The sequence below is a fragment of the Pseudomonas sp. AC242 genome (assembly GCF_979258655.1).
This window is the reverse complement of record NZ_OZ409873.1, coordinates 960238-977569: the sequence shown is the minus strand read 5'-3', so window position 1 is coordinate 977569 and position 17332 is coordinate 960238. Positions and strand designations below refer to the sequence as shown.

The 17332-nt window shown below is 59.9% G+C and carries 10 protein-coding genes; all 10 read right to left on the bottom strand.

Translation table 11 applies throughout. The annotated features are described in order from the left end of the window. Positions 1–48 precede the first annotated feature (48 nt). Positions 49–3069: a beta strand repeat-containing protein gene (locus ACZZ0A_RS04420; protein WP_463542568.1), complete on the bottom strand. Its 3021-nt coding sequence runs from the start codon at positions 3067–3069 to the stop codon at positions 49–51. 227 nt (positions 3070–3296) lie between these two features. Beyond that, the gene (locus ACZZ0A_RS04415; RefSeq protein WP_007920102.1) at positions 3297–6890 is read right to left on the bottom strand and encodes a glycosyltransferase; all 3594 of its coding nucleotides are present in this window, start codon (positions 6888–6890) and stop codon (positions 3297–3299) included. A 108-nt stretch (positions 6891–6998) separates the two neighbouring features. Further along, the gene (locus ACZZ0A_RS04410; protein WP_095114164.1) at positions 6999–8567 is read right to left on the bottom strand and encodes a flagellar hook-associated protein 3; all 1569 of its coding nucleotides are present in this window, start codon (positions 8565–8567) and stop codon (positions 6999–7001) included. Between the two features lie 13 nt (positions 8568–8580). Next, entirely contained in the window at positions 8581–10626 is a 2046-nt protein-coding gene (gene flgK / locus ACZZ0A_RS04405) for a flagellar hook-associated protein FlgK (protein WP_463542567.1), read from the bottom strand. Positions 10627–10650: 24 nt separating this feature from the next. Continuing rightward, positions 10651–11943 (bottom strand): flagellar assembly peptidoglycan hydrolase FlgJ, encoded by a 1293-nt coding sequence (flgJ, locus tag ACZZ0A_RS04400; RefSeq protein ID WP_414916114.1) that lies wholly within the window; start codon positions 11941–11943, stop codon positions 10651–10653. 11 nt (positions 11944–11954) lie between these two features. Beyond that, positions 11955–13043, bottom strand: a complete 1089-nt coding sequence (locus ACZZ0A_RS04395; RefSeq protein WP_042704956.1) for a flagellar basal body P-ring protein FlgI — start codon at positions 13041–13043, stop codon at positions 11955–11957. 27 nt (positions 13044–13070) lie between these two features. After that, positions 13071–13766 carry a flagellar basal body L-ring protein FlgH gene (gene flgH, locus ACZZ0A_RS04390; RefSeq protein WP_007920116.1) on the bottom strand — a complete coding sequence of 232 codons (696 nt, stop codon included), beginning with the start codon at positions 13764–13766 and terminating at the stop codon, positions 13071–13073. 52 nt (positions 13767–13818) lie between these two features. After that, a complete protein-coding gene (flgG, locus tag ACZZ0A_RS04385) occupies positions 13819–14604 on the bottom strand; it encodes a flagellar basal-body rod protein FlgG (protein WP_007920118.1) in 786 nt (261 codons plus the stop codon). A 45-nt stretch (positions 14605–14649) separates the two neighbouring features. Next, the gene (locus ACZZ0A_RS04380; RefSeq protein ID WP_007920119.1) at positions 14650–15390 is read right to left on the bottom strand and encodes a flagellar basal body rod protein FlgF; all 741 of its coding nucleotides are present in this window, start codon (positions 15388–15390) and stop codon (positions 14650–14652) included. Between the two features lie 272 nt (positions 15391–15662). After that, a complete protein-coding gene (locus tag ACZZ0A_RS04375) occupies positions 15663–17225 on the bottom strand; it encodes a sigma-54-dependent phenylalanine hydroxylase transcriptional regulator PhhR (protein ID WP_007920121.1) in 1563 nt (520 codons plus the stop codon). Between the last annotated feature and the right edge of the window lie 107 nt (positions 17226–17332).

Sequence of the window (17332 nt, the reverse complement as noted above, 5' to 3'; positions counted from 1 at the left end):
CCTACACCCTCAATCCCGTTGCGGGAGCGATGGTGTTCGATTCAGCGATCAGCCAAACATGGCAAACGCGTCACTGTTGGCCGGCAGGTTGATGACTTCTCCGTTGGCCGTCTGGATTTGCTCGATGGTATCGGAACCGGCGAACCAGTCTTTGAGCCGCACACCCTCCTGTGGAGTGTCACCCACGTTGAAACTCAATCGGTGCAGATAAAGATCATCGCCGACACGATCGATCTGCAATTCAGAGCTTTTGATGTACGACAACACTAGCTTATCGCCATGACTTACACCGTCATCCTGGATCGTCACCAGTCCCGGCGTGCCGATCGTGTAAATGTCGTCACCTTCACCACCATTGGCAAAACCGCTGGATTTGAGCACCAGTTGATCATCCCCGGCACCGCCAAACAGAGCAAAGCCCAGACCTGTTCCTGTGAGCAAATCGTTGCCCTCACCGCCATCGGCCATGCCGGAATTCACTGTAATAACATCACTGCCCGCCTCGCCGTAAGCCCGGCTGCCGGTGTCATTGGCGGCAGTCAGGAGGGTGTCGTTACCATTTCCGCCATACAACGTGTCAGCCTGCGCACCGGTATCGGCTCCTGGATTGGTAAGAGGGCCGATCAAAGACGCCAGACCGCCGTAGATGTAGTCTGCCCCGTCACCGCCATAAATAACGTCGCTCCCGGCATAGCCTTCGAGAAAATCAACGGCTGAAGTCCCCGTCAATGTGTCGTTGTATTGGCTGCCGATGACTCGTTCGATGTTGAGCAGGACGTCTCCTTGCGCATCCCCGCCCTGATTGATGTTGGTTTGCAGATTAACCGTCACGCCAGCCGTGCTGTTGGCGTACCAGGCAACGTCATGCCCTTCGCGCCCGTCAATCCGGTCGGCGCCCGCACCGCCGATCAAGTTGTCGCCAGAAGCCGTTCCGGACAAGGTGTCGTCAAAGCTGCTGCCTTGGAAAAACTGGATCGAGGCGTAGGTATCGCCAGCCGCATCGCCGGCATTGATACCGGTTTTCAGATCAATGGTGATAGCACCGTCAGAGTGTTCGTAGCTGACCATATTGAAGCCACCCAAACCATCGAAAGTGGTGGCCGTATCGGCGCCGATGAAAACGTCATTGATTGCTGTGCCTCTGAAAGCCTCGATACCGACGTAAGTATCTCCAGCAGCAATACCGGAATTGATCCCTGTTTTCAGGTCGATGCTGACGCCCACCGCACTGTCGTTGTAACTGACGGTATCGATACCCGCGCCGCCGATAAACAGGTCGGCACCTGCACCACCGTAAAACAGATCATTGCCCGATCCGCCAGTGATGATGTTATCGCTGGCGTTCCCCCAGCCAATGAATGCTCCGGAGCCGGTGTAGGTGAGGCGCTCGACATTGGCGCTCAGGTAGATCTGGCCGAAGTTGCTGCGCACTTCGTCATAGCCGCCACCTGCCTGTTCGATGACCGTACCGCCGGCACCATTGATGACATAAACGTCATCGCCGCCCCCCCCTTCAAACGTTGCAGTGGCACCGTCGACATTGAATGTGTCGTTGAGCGCCGTGCCGATGACCTTCTCGATATTGAACAGGGTATCGCCCTGAGCATCACCGCCGATGCCGGCACGACCCGCTCCCCCGCTGCGGATATCGACGTTGATGGACTCGGCAGATGTCGAGTAGTCAACCACATCACCGGTTCCACCACCGCCATCAAACGCAAACACTCGGCTGTCGGCAATGAACGTGTCATTGGCGCCCGAACCCTTGATTGCCTCAATGCTCGTGTAGGTATCACCCGCGCCGATTCCGGAGTTCACTCCAGTCTTGAAGTTGAGCGTCACGCCCACCGGACTGTCGGTGTAATCAACGGTGTCCATGCCCGCACCGCCGATGAACTGGTCTGCACCGCCACCGCCGAGCAATATATCGTTGCCGATGCCACCCGTGATGATGTTGTCACTGGCGTTACCGTAACCGGTGAATGCCGTTGTACCGGTGTAGGTCAGTCGTTCGACGTCGGCGGCCAGCGATTGAATATCGTAGTTGGTACGCACTTCATCGTTGCCACCACCCGCCTGCTCGATCACTGTGGTGACGCGAGTGCCATTGATGATGTACACATCATCGCCGGCACCGCCTTCCAGGGTGAACGTACCGCCATTGACACTGAGCGTGTCGTTGAATGCCGTACCGATGACTTTTTCGATACCGGTCAGCGTATCGCCCTGAGCATCGCCACCGATGCCGGCACGACCTGTTCCTGCAGAAACCAGATCAACATTGATCGCTGCGGACGATGTCGAGTAATCGACCACATCGCCAGTTCCGCCACTGCCATCAAAAGCGAACACCCGACTGTCGGCAATGAACGTGTCATTCGCGCCCGACCCTTTGATCACCTCGATGCCAGCGTAAGTATCTCCCGCCGCGATCCCGGAATTGACCCCGGTTTTCAGGTTGATGCTGACACCCACGGTGCTATCACCATAACTGGCGGTGTCGATACCGGCGCCGCCTATAAACTGATCGGCACCCGCACCGCCATACAACAAGTCGTTACCAACGCCACCTGTGAGGATGTTATCGCTGGCATTGCCCCAGCCAATGAAATCCCCCGTACTGGTATACGTCAGGCGTTCGACGTTAGCGCTCAGATAGATCTGACCAAAACTGGAGCGCACTTCATCATCGCCGCCCCCCGCTTGCTCGATCACCGTACCGCCATTGTTGAGGATGTAAACGTCATTCCCTGCGCCGCCCTCAAAGGTGGCGCCACCCTTTTGCGCGGTGAATGTGTCGTTGAACGCCGTGCCGATAACCTTCTCGATGTTGGTCAGGGTATCGCCTTGAGCGTCGCCCCCCGTACCGGCCAGACCCGAGAGGTCAACGTTGATCGCTTGCGCAGACGCCGAGTAATCCACCACGTCAGCGGTCCCGTCACCGCCATCAATCTTGTCCGCACCGGCACTGCCCTTAATCAGATCATTACCGGCCAGACCGTTGATCTCGTCATCCCCACTGGTACCCGTCAGCGTATCCGCGCCGTTTGTTCCGTTAATAACCGCCATTACTTCTTCCTTGCCTTGTTGTGAACCGGTACCGGCATGCGCGGCGATCAACATCCTCGCGGCAAGCGCTCTAAACCCACGAATGTGTTGATATCGACTGCAAAGACGCGAAGCTTGAGCGTCGGCAAAAATTTGTATCGAAACTGGTGCAAAGACGATTTTCAGAAGCAAAAAAAAACAGGTGACTATAAAAGTCGCCTGTTTTTTTCAGATCACGCCTGGCTCGATCAATCGGCCAGCCAGCCGTATTCCCAGTAGCGCAGGTTATCGCCGCGCAACACGTAATCGCGCAGCACCACCTCACGCAATTCATCGCCCATGCGATAACTGGCATCCGGATCCGCCAGGTGCATGCGGATCGCTTGCAGCCATTCATCCGTGGAGTTGGTCTTGATCCGCGTGCACGGCAAGTAACCGCGATAGGCCTCGGTGTCGGTGCAGATCACCGGGTAACCGCAGGCGCCGTACTCCAGCAGCCGCAAGTTGCTCTTGCAGTCGTTGAAGATATGGAATTCCAGCGGCGCCAACGCGAGATCGAGGTTGAGGCTGGCCAGTTTCGCCGGGTACACGTCCAGGCCGATGACGCCATGGAACTCATGCATGTACGGCCGCAGATCATCCGGGCACATGCCGAAAAATACCCAGTCGACTTCATTGGCCAGTTCACGAACAACCTCGGCGATCACCGCCAGATCACCGTGGTGACTGGTGCCGCCGCCCCAGCCGACCCGCGGTTTCTTCGAGGTCCGACGCTGGCTGCGCAGGTGGCCCCACAAGTCCTTGGCCAACATGTTAGGGACGACACGAATGTCGTGGTGCATGTCCGACAGCACGTTGGCCAGCGGCGCGGTGGATACGACCGCGCGATCACACAGCCCGATGGCACGCCGCACCATACGCTCCATGTCCTGCTTGCTCGGCATATTACGGATGTGCGCATTGCGGTGGGGAACATCAATGACGTAGTCGTCGAGTTCGAAGATCCGTCGAGCGTTGAAGTACTTTTTCAACGGTGGGATTTCATCGATGGCGTGCTCCGAGTAGCGCCCTTGCAGAACGATCACATCAGGTGACTGACGTTCGATATCGATGATCGACGGCAAACCGTAGCAAATGCGCCCTTCTGCCCGATTGGCCGCTTCCAGCTCGATCATCGGCTGGCTCATGCGGTAATGGCCGATGGCTGAAGCGTTGATCGGCACCACCAGCAGATTGGGCAGCTGTGCCTTGGAGAACGCACTCCAACCGGTGCGCAGGCCAGGCTCCAGACTGAAGTTGGTGGCGCCCACGCCCTGCAACGTCAGGTTGACGTTGTAGGCCGGATCGCGCGCCACGAGCGGCAGCCAGCGCTGGTAAAACGTCTCCCTCTCCTCGGTGTGCTGCGCTTCTTCCTCAGGCGTCGCCATTGCACTTGGCCGTGCCCCCACGGCCAGCACCGCATGAGGGTTGAGCACCACCAGATAACCGTCACGGCCAACACGCAGACACAGATCGACGACATTGAGCGTTTGCTTGAGGTCCTGCTCGTCCAGCCCGCCGACCGCTTCGTACACCGACCGGCGAATCATCAGGCAATCACCACCGACGGCACTCAGGTCATGCACTGCTTGCAGGCGGTGCATGTACCCTTCCGACTGCATCGGCTGGCCATAGAACGGCAACCCGACCGGCCCGTTCAAGCCAAGAATCAGACCCGCGTGCAGCACGCCACCGTCCGGGTTGAACAGCTTGGCGCCGACCACCCCGACCTCCGGTCGTTGCGCATGATTGAGCAGTTCGTCGAGCCAATCGCTCTGGGTGATTACCGCGAAGGCATTGAGCATCAGCACATACTCACCGCGCGCTTGGCCGACGGCAAAGTTGTGCACCGCTGCCGCATTGCCCTTTTGCAGGTAGCTCAGCACACGTATCCGCTCGCTGCCCATTTGCGCCATACCGTCCAGCCACGCCAGCGCTTCGGCGCTTTCGCTGCCGTTGTCGACCAAGAGCAATTCGTACTCGGTGTAGGCAGTCTTTTCCAGCAGGGTCTCGACGCAGCGCTGCAACGCGGCGGTCTGGTCCTGCGTGACAATGACCACCGACACCAGCGGGCGCCGGGCATGGTGATAGTCGACACGATTGAGCAGCCCGCTATTACCGACACGGACTTCATGAGCGATGCCAAGGCGTTGCAGATGCGCTTCGAGGATTCGCGGACTTTGCTCGACGACGCCGGGATTGATAAGCCATTGCGACAGGTCGTATTTCGACTCCAGCAGCACTTCAGCAATGTGCCCGACGACTTGCAGGCCATCACTTTCAACCATGCGCCACAGCACATCGTGGGGCGCCAGTTCGGCGAACGTCGAGGTAAAACCGCCAAGGGCCAGAAACCGTTCGCGCTGGAATGCCAAGGCGCGCCCGACGTAGGGATAGCTACGCATGAGATCAAGGTTGAAATCAGGTTTGAACGCAGGCTCTGCCGACTCGCCATCGCGCAGGCTGCCTTCGTCGCTGTACAGGCATGTCAACGAGCTTGCGTGCGCAATGCGATCGGCCATCACCAACAACGCTGGCACCACCGGGCAGTCACCTGGCTGCAGCAGATAAAACCAGTCGGCGCCTTCCAGTTGCGGCAGCAGAGCGTTGATCTGCTCCAGGCCGTCACCCTGCAACGGCATGTGGAACACCCGACCGTCCAGCTTCGCTTCGCTGCAAACCGTGGACAGCACCAGCACCAGCTCCGGCGGATAATCCTGAGCGGCGAGCGCATCAAGCGTACGTTCCAGACCATCGCGGCTGCCTTGCCCATCAATGATGATCGGCACGATGCGCGGCTGATGCGACCAGCCGGCGAGGGTTTCCGGCAGCCATTTGCGCTGTGCCGCGGTCAGCACCCGACACGCCAGCCACTGCGCATAGAGTTCGCCGAAACTGAAGCTGTCGACACCGACCCCCAATTCCTGACGGCTCTGCTTGGAACCCAGGGTACGGCTCAGCGGCAGTTCTTCCCAGACCCGAGGTGTCTCGTCGGCCTTGGTCAATTGCACATAGCGCACCCATCCCGGCGCCGGCGCCGACTCTCCGCTGCGGACCTTGAGCATTTGCGAGATCCACTCGCGCTCGATCTCCGCCGCGTCTTTCATCGGTTGCTGCGCGCTCAGACGCTCGGGGTAAAGTCGTTCGGCACTCAGCACATTGTTGGAGACCACCAGGTTGCCGCGCCGCAGCAGGCAGACATACAAAGCAAAATCCAGGGTCGCGACGAAGCAGGCTCCATCCTCGGTAAGGGCCGGCAGCAGTTCGGCGACATCGGCGCGCCGGAACATTGCGCTGCTGAAACCGCCGAGCACGTTGACTGGAAATTTTTCGAAGATGCTTAGTACGTCGTCGCCTTTGAGCAAGCCACTGGCCGGCGATAACGAGCTGTTTTCCAGACGTGCGGGCAGGATGATGTCGTTGGCATCCCACAGCAACCGTTGCGCGACCACCAGACTGACTTCTTCGCGCTGCATCTCATGGGCTTGCTGTTCGATACAGGCCGAATACAGCAGATCATCGTCACACAGGAATTTGATGAACTCGCCCCGGGCTTGCTCAAGGCAGGCCTTCAGGTTACCAACCAGGCCCAGCGTTCGTGAGTTGCGCACGTAACGCACTGCAAACCCGGTCTGCTCTGTCACCTGCGTAACGATGTCTTCGATCTCGTGGCCACGATTGTCATCGCATACGATGATTTCAAGATTGGCGTAATTCTGGCTGACGGCGCTGTTCAGCGTCCGCTCGAAAAAGCGCGGATTGAAGGCGGGAATAACGAGGCTGACAAGAGGAAGTGAATTCACGGCGGGCTCACAGGCGGTACGAGCCCGCTCGGAAAAGCGAGCCCTTGATACCGCTAAAAAACATGACTGAGGGACAAGGCAAACGGGCGCTTACACGCCCGTTGAGGATCAGATCTTGTTGAACAGACCCAACTGGCTGATCTTGCTGAACGCAAGCTGCGAAGCTTGCAGCATGGTCTGCTGCAGGGTCAAACGAGTCATCACTTCAGCCGGATCCGAATCGCGAATGGAGCCTTGAGTGGTGGTGTTCGCGGTGCTCAGGCTGTCATTGGTGACGGCCTGCATATCCAGCGCCTGACCACGTGCTCCAATCTCGGTCACCGCGGCGCCGATTTGATTGTTGGCCGCGTCGATGTTGCCGAGGCCCGCTTCCATTGCGCCCTGGAATTTCTGCTTGGCCACCGGATCCCCATCGATCGGAGTGTTCAACGCCGTGATCATCTGGCCCAGGGTGTCGAGCACGTTCTGGGTCTGGTGGTCGTTCGGCTGGATCGAAAACTGATCACCGGCAGCCGGGGCAGCGCCCAGTGCGAACGTGACGCCCGCCGCAGTAGCGTTGTTACCCACGATAGTGCCTGAGGACACGGGTTTGCTGTCGGCAGTGACCGGCGCTGCGTACAGATCGAAGGCGGTGGCGCTGGTGAACTTGAGGACGGCGCCGCCCTGCGGGAATGCCGCGGTGTAGGCGGCCTGGTCGGTGATGCTGGAGCCGGTGATCACGGCGGTCGACGGGTTACCCGGGCTGCGCGTGGTGGTGAACGAGTCCGGCGCGGTCGACAACTGGAAGCTGTGGCCAGCTATCACCGCGTCCGGGTTGGTGTCGCCGGTCTTCAAGTTGATATTCAACTTCATGTCGACGCCACGGAAGCTCACCGTCTGGTTGGCGCCGCTGCTGTTGCTGACCAGACCGTTCTGGCTCGCTTCAGCGGTCACGTCATTGCCCAGGGCATCAGTGATTTTCAGCTGAGTGCTGCTGAGGAAGCTGACGGTGTACGGCTGGCCGGCAGTGAATTTGGAATCATAGGTGGCGGCAGTGCCGACCGTACCGTTGGACAGCACAACGCGGCCGTCGTCCACGGCCGGCGCAGTCATGGTGACGTTGGTGCGCGCGGTATTGATGGTCTGCTGGAAAGCGGCCCAACCGGTGGTGTTGGTGCCAACAGTCATGCCGTCGCCGATGCCCAGATTGATCGTGGTCTGGTCACCGTTGTAGGAGTAGGTGCCATCGGCGTTCTGCGAGTACGGCGCGGTATCGGTTTTCGAACCGGAGAACAGGTAATTGCCGCTGGCATCCTTGGAGTTCATCAGGCCCAGCACTTGTTGCTGGATCTGGCCCAGCTCCGACGCGTAAGCCTGGCGGTCCTTGTCGGTGGCCGTGCCGTTGTTGGCTGCCAGGGCAAGTTCCTTGGCGCGTGCCAATGCGGTGGTGATGGAGTCCAGTGTCGACTCCTGCACGGTCAACGAACTTTTGGTGGTGTCGACGTTGGTCTTGTACTGATCGAGCATCGCGGCCTGCTGGCCCAACTGCAGCAAACGCCCGGCACCGATCGGATCATCGGCCGCTGTGTTGATGCGCTGCAGGCTGCTAGCCTCGCTGGCGGTGGCGACTGCCTTGTTGAAGTTACGCTGATAGTCCGACGCTTGCGTGCCGTAATACTGGGCGGTGGAAATGCGCATGAATTACGACTCCTTAAAGGCTGTTGATCAGCGTGGCGAAAGTTTCCTGCGCAGCTTTGATGATCTGCGAAGACGCTGTGTAGTACTGCTGGTATTTGACCAGGTTGCCGGTTTCTTCATCCAGGTTGACGCCGGACAGCGAATCGCGCGCGCCTTTGGCGTTATCCAGAATCGCCGAGGTCGCGGCGCTGTCGGACTTGCCTTGAGCGGTCTTGGTGCCGACGTTGGTCACCAGCTTGTTGTAAGCGTCAGTCAGGCTGATGCCTTTGCTGGCGGAACCGGTATCGACGGTCTGCGCAGTTTGCAGGGCGACCAGCGATTGCGCGTTGCGGTTGTCCGAGGACGCCGCACCGGTGAGGTTCATGGTGAAGGTTTCGCCAGGCTTCGGCGTGCCGCCAACGGTGGTCTGTACGGAGAAGGTTTTCTGTACGTTCGGCGTAACGCTGGTGTCCAGCACCGGGTTGCCGCTGGCATCGACGATGCCGACTTTAAGTTCCAGCGCGTTCGATTGACCGGGAACGATAGTGCCGCTGCTGATGAGGCCGCCCTTGGCATCCACAAAAGTGTAAGACTGGCTGCCCCCGGAGACCGCACCGAACACCAGTTTCACCGGCGTCGAATTCTTCAGCGCCGCCTGCATGTCAGCCTGGGAAGTCGGGTTGTAAATATCGATCTTGCTGTTGAGCGTCGGCTGGGTGAAGGTGCCCAGACCGCTGGCGCTGGCCACACCGGTCAACGGACCGGCCGCAGCGATTTTCTTCGGATCGGTGAGCACCGTCTGGATGCTCGCCGCCGCATTGCGGGTCGGGGTGATTTTGAAGCTGTCACCGGCGCTCAATGCCCCACCCTTGAGGGCGAGGGTGAATCCGTCGATCACTGGCGGCGGATTGGTTGTGGTGCTGAAGGCGCCCATGTCGGTGCCGTCGGAACGCTTGACGGTGTAGTCCGTGGCGCTGGTGAACGTCACTTGGTAATCGCTGGTGGTCAGCTTGCCGGTGTCCTTGATGGTGACATCGAGGTTTCCGGAACCGGTGCTGTTGCCCGACTGCGCGATGCTGCGCGAACTGATCAGCGCGGCACTGTTGATGTTGTTGAAAATCGCCGCACCGAAGTCACCGTTCTTGTCGATGCCTTGCGCTTGCTGGCTGTTGACCTGATCAGCGATCACCAGCGCCACTCGGCCCAGCTCGTTGAGCGACGGGTCGAGGACTTCTTTGCGGTAAGTCAGCAGGCCACCGATTTCGCCACCGCTCATCGCCGAGGTGATGTCGATGGTGCTCGAACCGCGATCCATCTGGATGGCCATGCGCGACGGGTCGTCTTTGCTTGCGACCATGCTCAGCGTGTTGGTGGTGTTGCCGATCACCAACGGCTGACCGCTGCCGATGTAGACATCGAAACTGGTGCCACGCTCGACGATCTGTGCACCGGTCAGTTCGGAGAGCTGGCGTACGGCTTCGTTGCGGCTGTCGAGCAGATCGTTCGGCGCACCACCGCTAGTGGAGATCTCGCCGATCTTCTGGTTCAGGTTGGCAATCGAGGTGGCCAGCTTGTTCACCTGGGCCGTCATGTCGCCCAGGCTGCCGTTGAGGGTGGTGTTCTGGTCGTTGAGCTGTTTGGCAATGGTGTTGAAACGACTGGTCAGCGCCTGCGCACCGGTCAGCACCGATTGACGGGAAGTGTCATCGGTCGCCGAGGTCGAAACGCCCTGCATCGTGGTAAAGAATTTTTGCAGCACGCCGGTCAGGCCGGTGTTGGTGTCCGACAACATGGAGTCCAGCGGCGTGGCCTGGGCCAGAAACGCGGCCGATTCGCTGTCGAGCGAAGTAGCAGTGTGCAGTTGGCTTTCCAGGTACGAGTTGTACACCCGGCGCACGTCAGCCAGGGTGGTGCCCGTACCGATGAACACGGTGCCGTACTGCTGCGAGGATTTGGTGCCCTGCACGGTTTGCTGACGTGAATAACCGGCGGTGTCGACGTTGGCAATGTTGTTGCCTGTCGTAGCCAAAGAGGACTGGCTGGCCGACAGTCCCGACATCCCGATATTGAGCAAACTCATGGTTCAGACCTTATACCTTGTGCCTTATAAAGGCGTGGTGGATACACCCGCCGCAGCGTAGTTTTGGAAACTGTTCATCTGCTTGGCTATCTGCGAAATCTTGCTTGCGTAGTTCGGGTCGGTGGCGTAACCGGCCTTTTGCAACTCGCGTACAAACTGTTCTGGGTTATCGGCAGACTTCACGACATCTTGATAGCGATTATTGCTCTGCAGCAAAGTCACCAGATCGTGGAAGCTGTCCTTGTACGAGGCGTAGGAACGGAACTCGGCCGTCTCCTTGACCATCTCGCCATTACGGAACTCGCTGGTGATCGCGCGGGCCGAATCGCCCTTCCAGTTGCTGCTCGCCTTGATGCCGAACAGGTTGTGGCTGCTACTGCCATCCTGGGCGCGCATGACCGACTTGCCCCAACCGGTTTCCAGCGCCGCTTGCGCCACCAGATAACGCGGATCGACGCCGATGCGGTCGGCCGCTTCCTTGGCCATCGGCAGCATGGTGTTGACGAATTCGTCGGCGGAACTGAAGGCTTTCTTCGCCGGCGCCAACGGGATCTGCGCCATGGCGCGACCGTAAATCTGCATCTGCCCGCCGGAGGCTTTTTCGCCCTCGGCGCGTGCCAGCCAGTCGCCGTTGTACAGCGGGCCGGCGCCAGTGGTGGCCGCGGTAGTCGCGCGTTGCGGCAATTGCGTGGCCACTGCCGGCGTAGCCGATGGCACCAGGCCTGCGAGCAAACGATCGGCCAGTTTCGGTGGCAGAGCCAGACGACGCTGATTGATCAGTTCCATGTCATTGCGATGAGCCAGTTGCGTGTTCGGCGCGCTCACCGAACGCGAAGCCCACAGCGGACGCTCGCCATTGAGCCGCGACAACGGGCCGTTGGTAGCAACGGTGCCAGCGGCAACCGGTGTGACCACGGCCGCAGCTTTCGCCTTGGCCTCTTCCTGCTTGGCGGCGGACGCGACCGCAGCCTCTCCCGGCGCCAGCGGTTTGTTCTTCGACATCTGCCGCATCAGCACGTCGGCCAGACCGATACCACCGCCCTCGCGGGACATGGAAACGGCCAGTTGCTGGTCGTACATTTCCTGATACTGCTTGGCCGCCGGCGTGTTCAGCGGGTTGTCTTCACCCAAGGCGTTGGTCGCCGAGCGCATCGACTTGAGCATCTCGCCGAGGAACAGCGATTCGAATTCCTGCGCCACTTTGCGCAGGTTCGCATCGCTGTTCTTGTCGCCGACCTTGAGCTGGTTCAGGCGATTGAGGTCCGAGTAGGAACCCGAATCGCTGCTGCTGACCAGACCGCTTTTGCGCATATCCATAAGGGTCGGCCTCAGATCACGATCAGGTCGGCTTGCAACGCGCCGGCCTGCTTCAAGGCTTCGAGAATGGCCATCAAGTCACCCGGTGCCGCGCCGACCTGGTTCACCGCCCGCACGATCTCGTCGAGGGTGGTGCCCGGGCCGAACTTGAACATCGGTTTGGCTTCCTGCTCGGCATTCACCCGCGAGCGTGGCACGACAGCGGTCTGGCCATTGGACAGCGGGCCCGGCTGGCTGACGATCGGGTCTTCGGTGATGGTCACGGTCAGGCTGCCGTGGGTCACGGCGGCTGGCGACACTTTCACGTTCTGGCCGATGACGATGGTGCCGGTACGCGAGTTGATGATGACTTTCGCCACCGCCTGACCCGGATCGACTTCGAGGTTTTCCAGGATCGACAGGTAGTCGACGCGCTGGCTCGGATCGAGTGGCGCGGTGACGCGGATCGAACCGCCATCGATGGCTTGCGCAACGCCAGGGCCGAGCATGTCGTTGATCTTGTCGACGATACGTTTGGCGGTGGTGAAGTCGGAACGGTTGAGGTTCAGCGTCAGGCTGTTGCCCTGGTTGAAACCACTCGGTACCGAACGTTCCACCGAGGCACCGCCAGGGATGCGACCGGCCGACGGAACGTTGACGGTGATCTTCGATCCGTCACGGCCCTCTGCGTCGAAACCGCCGACCACGAGGTTGCCCTGAGCGACTGCGTAGACGTTGCCGTCGATACCCTTGAGCGGGGTCAGCAACAGCGTACCGCCGCGCAAGCTCTTGGAGTTACCGATCGAGGACACGGTAATGTCGACCTGCTGACCGGGCTTGGCGAACGCCGGCAAGTCGGCACTGATCGACACCGCCGCGACGTTTTTCAACTGCACGTTGCCCGATCCCGGCGGCACCTTGATGCCGAACTGCGAGAGCATGTTGTTGAAGGTCTGCAGGGTGAACGGGGTTTGCGTCGTCTGGTCGCCGGTGCCGTTAAGCCCGACCACCAGGCCGTAACCGATCAACTGGTTGGAACGCACGCCGGAAATGCTGGCGATATCTTTCAGCCGCTCGGCGTGGGCACCAAAAGCGGCGGACATCAGGGTCGCCGCCAGCATGAAGCTTTTCAGATTCAACGTAGCCACCTAGAAAGGGAACAGCGGGCTGAGGAAGAAACGGTCGAACCAGCCTGGCTGACTCGTATCGGCAAACGCGCCGGTACCCGAGTAGGTGATGCGTGCATCGGCGACCCGGGTCGACGACACGGTGTTGTCCGTGGCGATGTCATCGGCGCGCACCAGGCCGGCGATGCGCACCAGCTCGTCACCGGTGTTCAGCGTCAGCCACTTCTCGCCACGCACGGCGATAATGCCGTTGGGCAGCACGTCAGCGACGGTCACGGTGATCGAACCGGTCAGGCTGTTGCTCTGCCCGGACTTGGCGTCGCCCTTGGTCGAACGGTCAGCGCTATAGCCGGCGTTCAGACTCAGGTCACCGCCACCAATCGGGTTGTTGGTGGTCAGGCTGGAGCCGAACAACGAAGTCAGACCGACACTGTTATCGCTGTTCTTGTCCATCTGCGAGTTGGCGTTCTTGCTCGCCTGCGTGCGCTCGTTCAGGGTGATGGTGATGATGTCACCGACCCGGAAAGCCTTGCGGTCGCTGTACAGGTTCTGCTCGAAGCCGGCCTGATAGATCGAGCCATTATTGGCGGCAGCCGGCAACGGCGTGCGCGGCAACACCGGGGCGTAGTAAGGGTCATTGGGCTTGGGCGTCGGGGCGACGCAGCCCGCGAGCGAGACGACCCCACTCAATGCCAGAACAGATACAAAGCGATTCATGACCCTACCTCACGGTGTTGCAGGCGACCTCATGGCCGCCTCATAGACTTGATTACAGATTCTGCGTTACGAACGAGAGCATCTGGTCAGCGGTGGAGATCACCTTGGAGTTCATCTCGTAAGCGCGCTGAGTGGTGATCATGTTGACCATCTCTTCAACGGTGCTGACGTTGGATGTTTCCAGGGTGTTCTGCAGGGTGGTACCGAAACCGGCCAGACCCGGGGTGCCGACTTGCGGCGCGCCGGAAGCGGCGGTTTCCAGGAACAGGTTGTTGCCCACGGCCTGCAGACCAGCCGGGTTGATGAAGTCGGCGGTTTGCAGGTTGCCGATCACCTGCGACGCGGCGTTGCCAGCGACAGTGATGGACACCGTGCCGTCACGGCCGACGGTGAAGGTCTGGGCATCGTTCGGAATGACAATGGCCGGTTCCAGAGCGAAACCACTGGCGTTAACAATCTGGCCATTGGAATCGAGGTGGAAGGTACCGTCACGGGTGTACGACGTGGTGCCGTCCGGCTGCAGAATCTGGAAGAAACCGCGACCGTCGATAGCCATGTCCAGCGGCTGCTCGGTGGTTTGCAGGCTGCCGGCGGTGAAGTTTTTCTGGGTGCCGACAATGCGCACACCGGTACCCAGTTGCAGACCCGACGGCAGTTCGCTGTCCTGGGTCGACTGGGCGCCTGGTTGACGCTTGATCTGATAGAGCAAGTCCTGGAACTCGGCGCGATCACGTTTGAAACCCGTGGTCGACACGTTTGCCAGGTTGTTGGAAATGGTGGTCAGGTTGGTGTCCTGGGCGGACAGACCGGTTTTGGCAACCCATAGAGCCGGAAGCATTCGATTCTCCTCGTGCGCCTGTTTTACGGCGCGACGTTCTGATAATTAGCTGATCTGCAAGACCCGAGCCATGGCCTGGTCGTCGTCTTTGGCGGTGTTCATCATTTTGACGTGCAACTCGAACTGCTTGGCCAAGGCCAGCACCGAGGTCATCTCTTCAACGGCGTTGACGTTGCTCGACTCAAGGAAACCCGACACCAGTTTGACGTTGGCATCGGCCGGCGCAGGCTGGCCGTCCTTGGTGTAGATCGAGCCGTCGAGGCCCTTGTTCATGTTCTTGATGTCCGGGTTGACCAGTTTGATCCGGTCGACTTCCGCCATGACGCGCGGGCCTTCGCCCATCGCACGAATACTGATGGTGCCGTCTTCACCGACTTCGATCTGCTGCTCGGGCGGCACGGCGATCGGACCGCCGTTGCCGATCACCGGCATGCCGTTGCCGGCGCGCAAAACGCCGAGGGCGTCGACGTTGAGGCTGCCGGTGCGCACGTAGCTTTCGCCGCCGTTCGGGTTCTGTACGGCAATGAAGCCGTTGCCGGTCACCGCGACGTCGAGGTCGCGGCCGGTCTGCACCAGCGAGCCCGGGGTGAAGTCGGTTGCAGGCCGTTCGCTCATGGCAAACGCACGCGCCGGAAAGCTGTCACCGAACACCGGCATCGAACGCGCCTGCTCCAGGTCGCGCTGAAAACCGTTGGTGGAGATGTTCGCCAGGTTGTTGGCATGCGCCTTTTGCGCCAGCGCATTCTGGCTGGCGCCGGTCATTGCCACATAAAGGTACTTGTCCACACTCTTTCCTCTGCATGCCGGACGTTTGCCGCCCACCGCTGTACTGCTGAGCCATAAGCAATTTGCAGACCAACTTTTTTCTGGCGCACAAAGGCCCGGTAAACAAAGGACTTGGGGGATGGCGAGGGGAAATTTGAAATGTATCGAAGTCGAAAAACCGGCGGTGTTATGCCGCTTGGCGGCAAAAGATCAAAAGATCGCAGCGTGCCGCAGCTCCTACATTTGAAATGCGTATTCCTGTAGGAGCTGCCGAAGGCTGCGATCTTTTGATCTTAAGCTTCGGGATCTTTGCCGACCTCATATTCACGCAGTTTGTTGGCAATCGTGGTGTGCGAAACCCCCAGCCGCTTACCCAACTGCCGACTGCTCGGATGCTCGGAATACAGCCGCTCCAGCACTGCTTTCTCGAAGCGCCCGACAATCTCGTCCAGCCCACCCTCCAGCGAGAAATCGCCAAGCGGCTGACGCACGCCGTAATCCGGCAGACGAATATGCTCAGCTTTCACCGTGCCGCCATCGCACAGTGAAACTGCCTGGAACAAAACGTTTTCCAACTGCCGCACGTTGCCCGGCCAGTGGTAATGACTGAGGCGATCCATCGCCGCCGGCGCCAGTTTCGGCAGCGAGCAGCCGATCTGCCGACTGGCCTGATCAAGAAAATGCTCTACCAGTGGGGTTAACCCGTCGAGGCATTCGCGCAGGGGCGGGATGTGCAAGGAGAGCACGTTCAAGCGGTGATACAAATCCTGGCGAAACTCGCCCCGTGCGCACAGCTCAGACAAGTCCACCTGGGTGGCGCAGATCACCCGCACATCCAGATAAACCTCCTCATCACTGCCGACCCGGCGGAAGCAACCGTCCTGCAGAAAACGCAGCAACTTCACCTGCAAGCGCGGACTCATTTCACCGACACCGTCGAGAAACAGCGTGCCGCCCGCGGTCAATTCCAATAGCCCAAGCTTGCCCTCAGCGCGCGCGCCTTCGAACGCACCCGGGCCATAACCGAACAACTCGGTCTCGGCCATCGACTCGGGCAGGCCGGCGCAGTTAAGCGCCATCAACGGCGACTGCCCGCGCGGACTGGCGAGGTGGCAGGCACGCGCCAGCAACTCCTTACCGGTGCCGGTTTCGCCTTCAATCAATAGCGGCGCATCCAGTGGTGCCATACGCCGCGCTTCCCGCACCACGGCGGCCATGACTTTCGAACTCTGGAAGATGCTGTCGAAGCCACGCAACTCTTGCTTGCGCACGTTGTAGATGCGCTCGCCAACGCGGTCGGCGCGATGCAAGGTCAGCACGGCACCGGCCATCGCTTCACTGTCGTCGTGCTCCGATTGCAGCGGTGCGATGTCGGCCAGAAAGATATCGCCCTTGACCTTGACCCGCATGCCATTGATTCGCGATTTATTCGCGCGCACCAGCTCCGGCAAGTCGAAATCTTCGGCGTAGCGCGACAACGGAATCCCCGGCACCTCATCAACGCGCACACCGAGCAACTGCGCCGCCGCGCGGTTGGCCGCGACGATCGAGCCACCCATGTCGATCGACAACACCGGAAACTCCAGTGCGCCGAGCAGCGCATTCAACTCCATGTGCCGCCGCTCGCTGGGCATCAGCCCTACCCGCTTGACGCCAAACACCCCGGCGATCGCTTCGAACTTGGGGCGCAGCGCTTGAAACTGAATATTGATCAGGTTCGGACAGTGCAGGTAGATCGCATTGCCATGCTCGCCACCGACCTCGCCGCGCGCGACGTTGATGCCGTAGGCAACCAGCAGGTTGAGAATGTCGCGCAGGATGCCGATGCGGTTCTGGCAGTGGACTTTGATGCGCATATAAATCGCCCGAATAAACGATGAGAAACCTGTAGGAGTGAGCCTGCTCGCGATGGCTTTGGGTCAGTTGATATTGATGCTGACTGATACACCGCTATCGCGAGCAG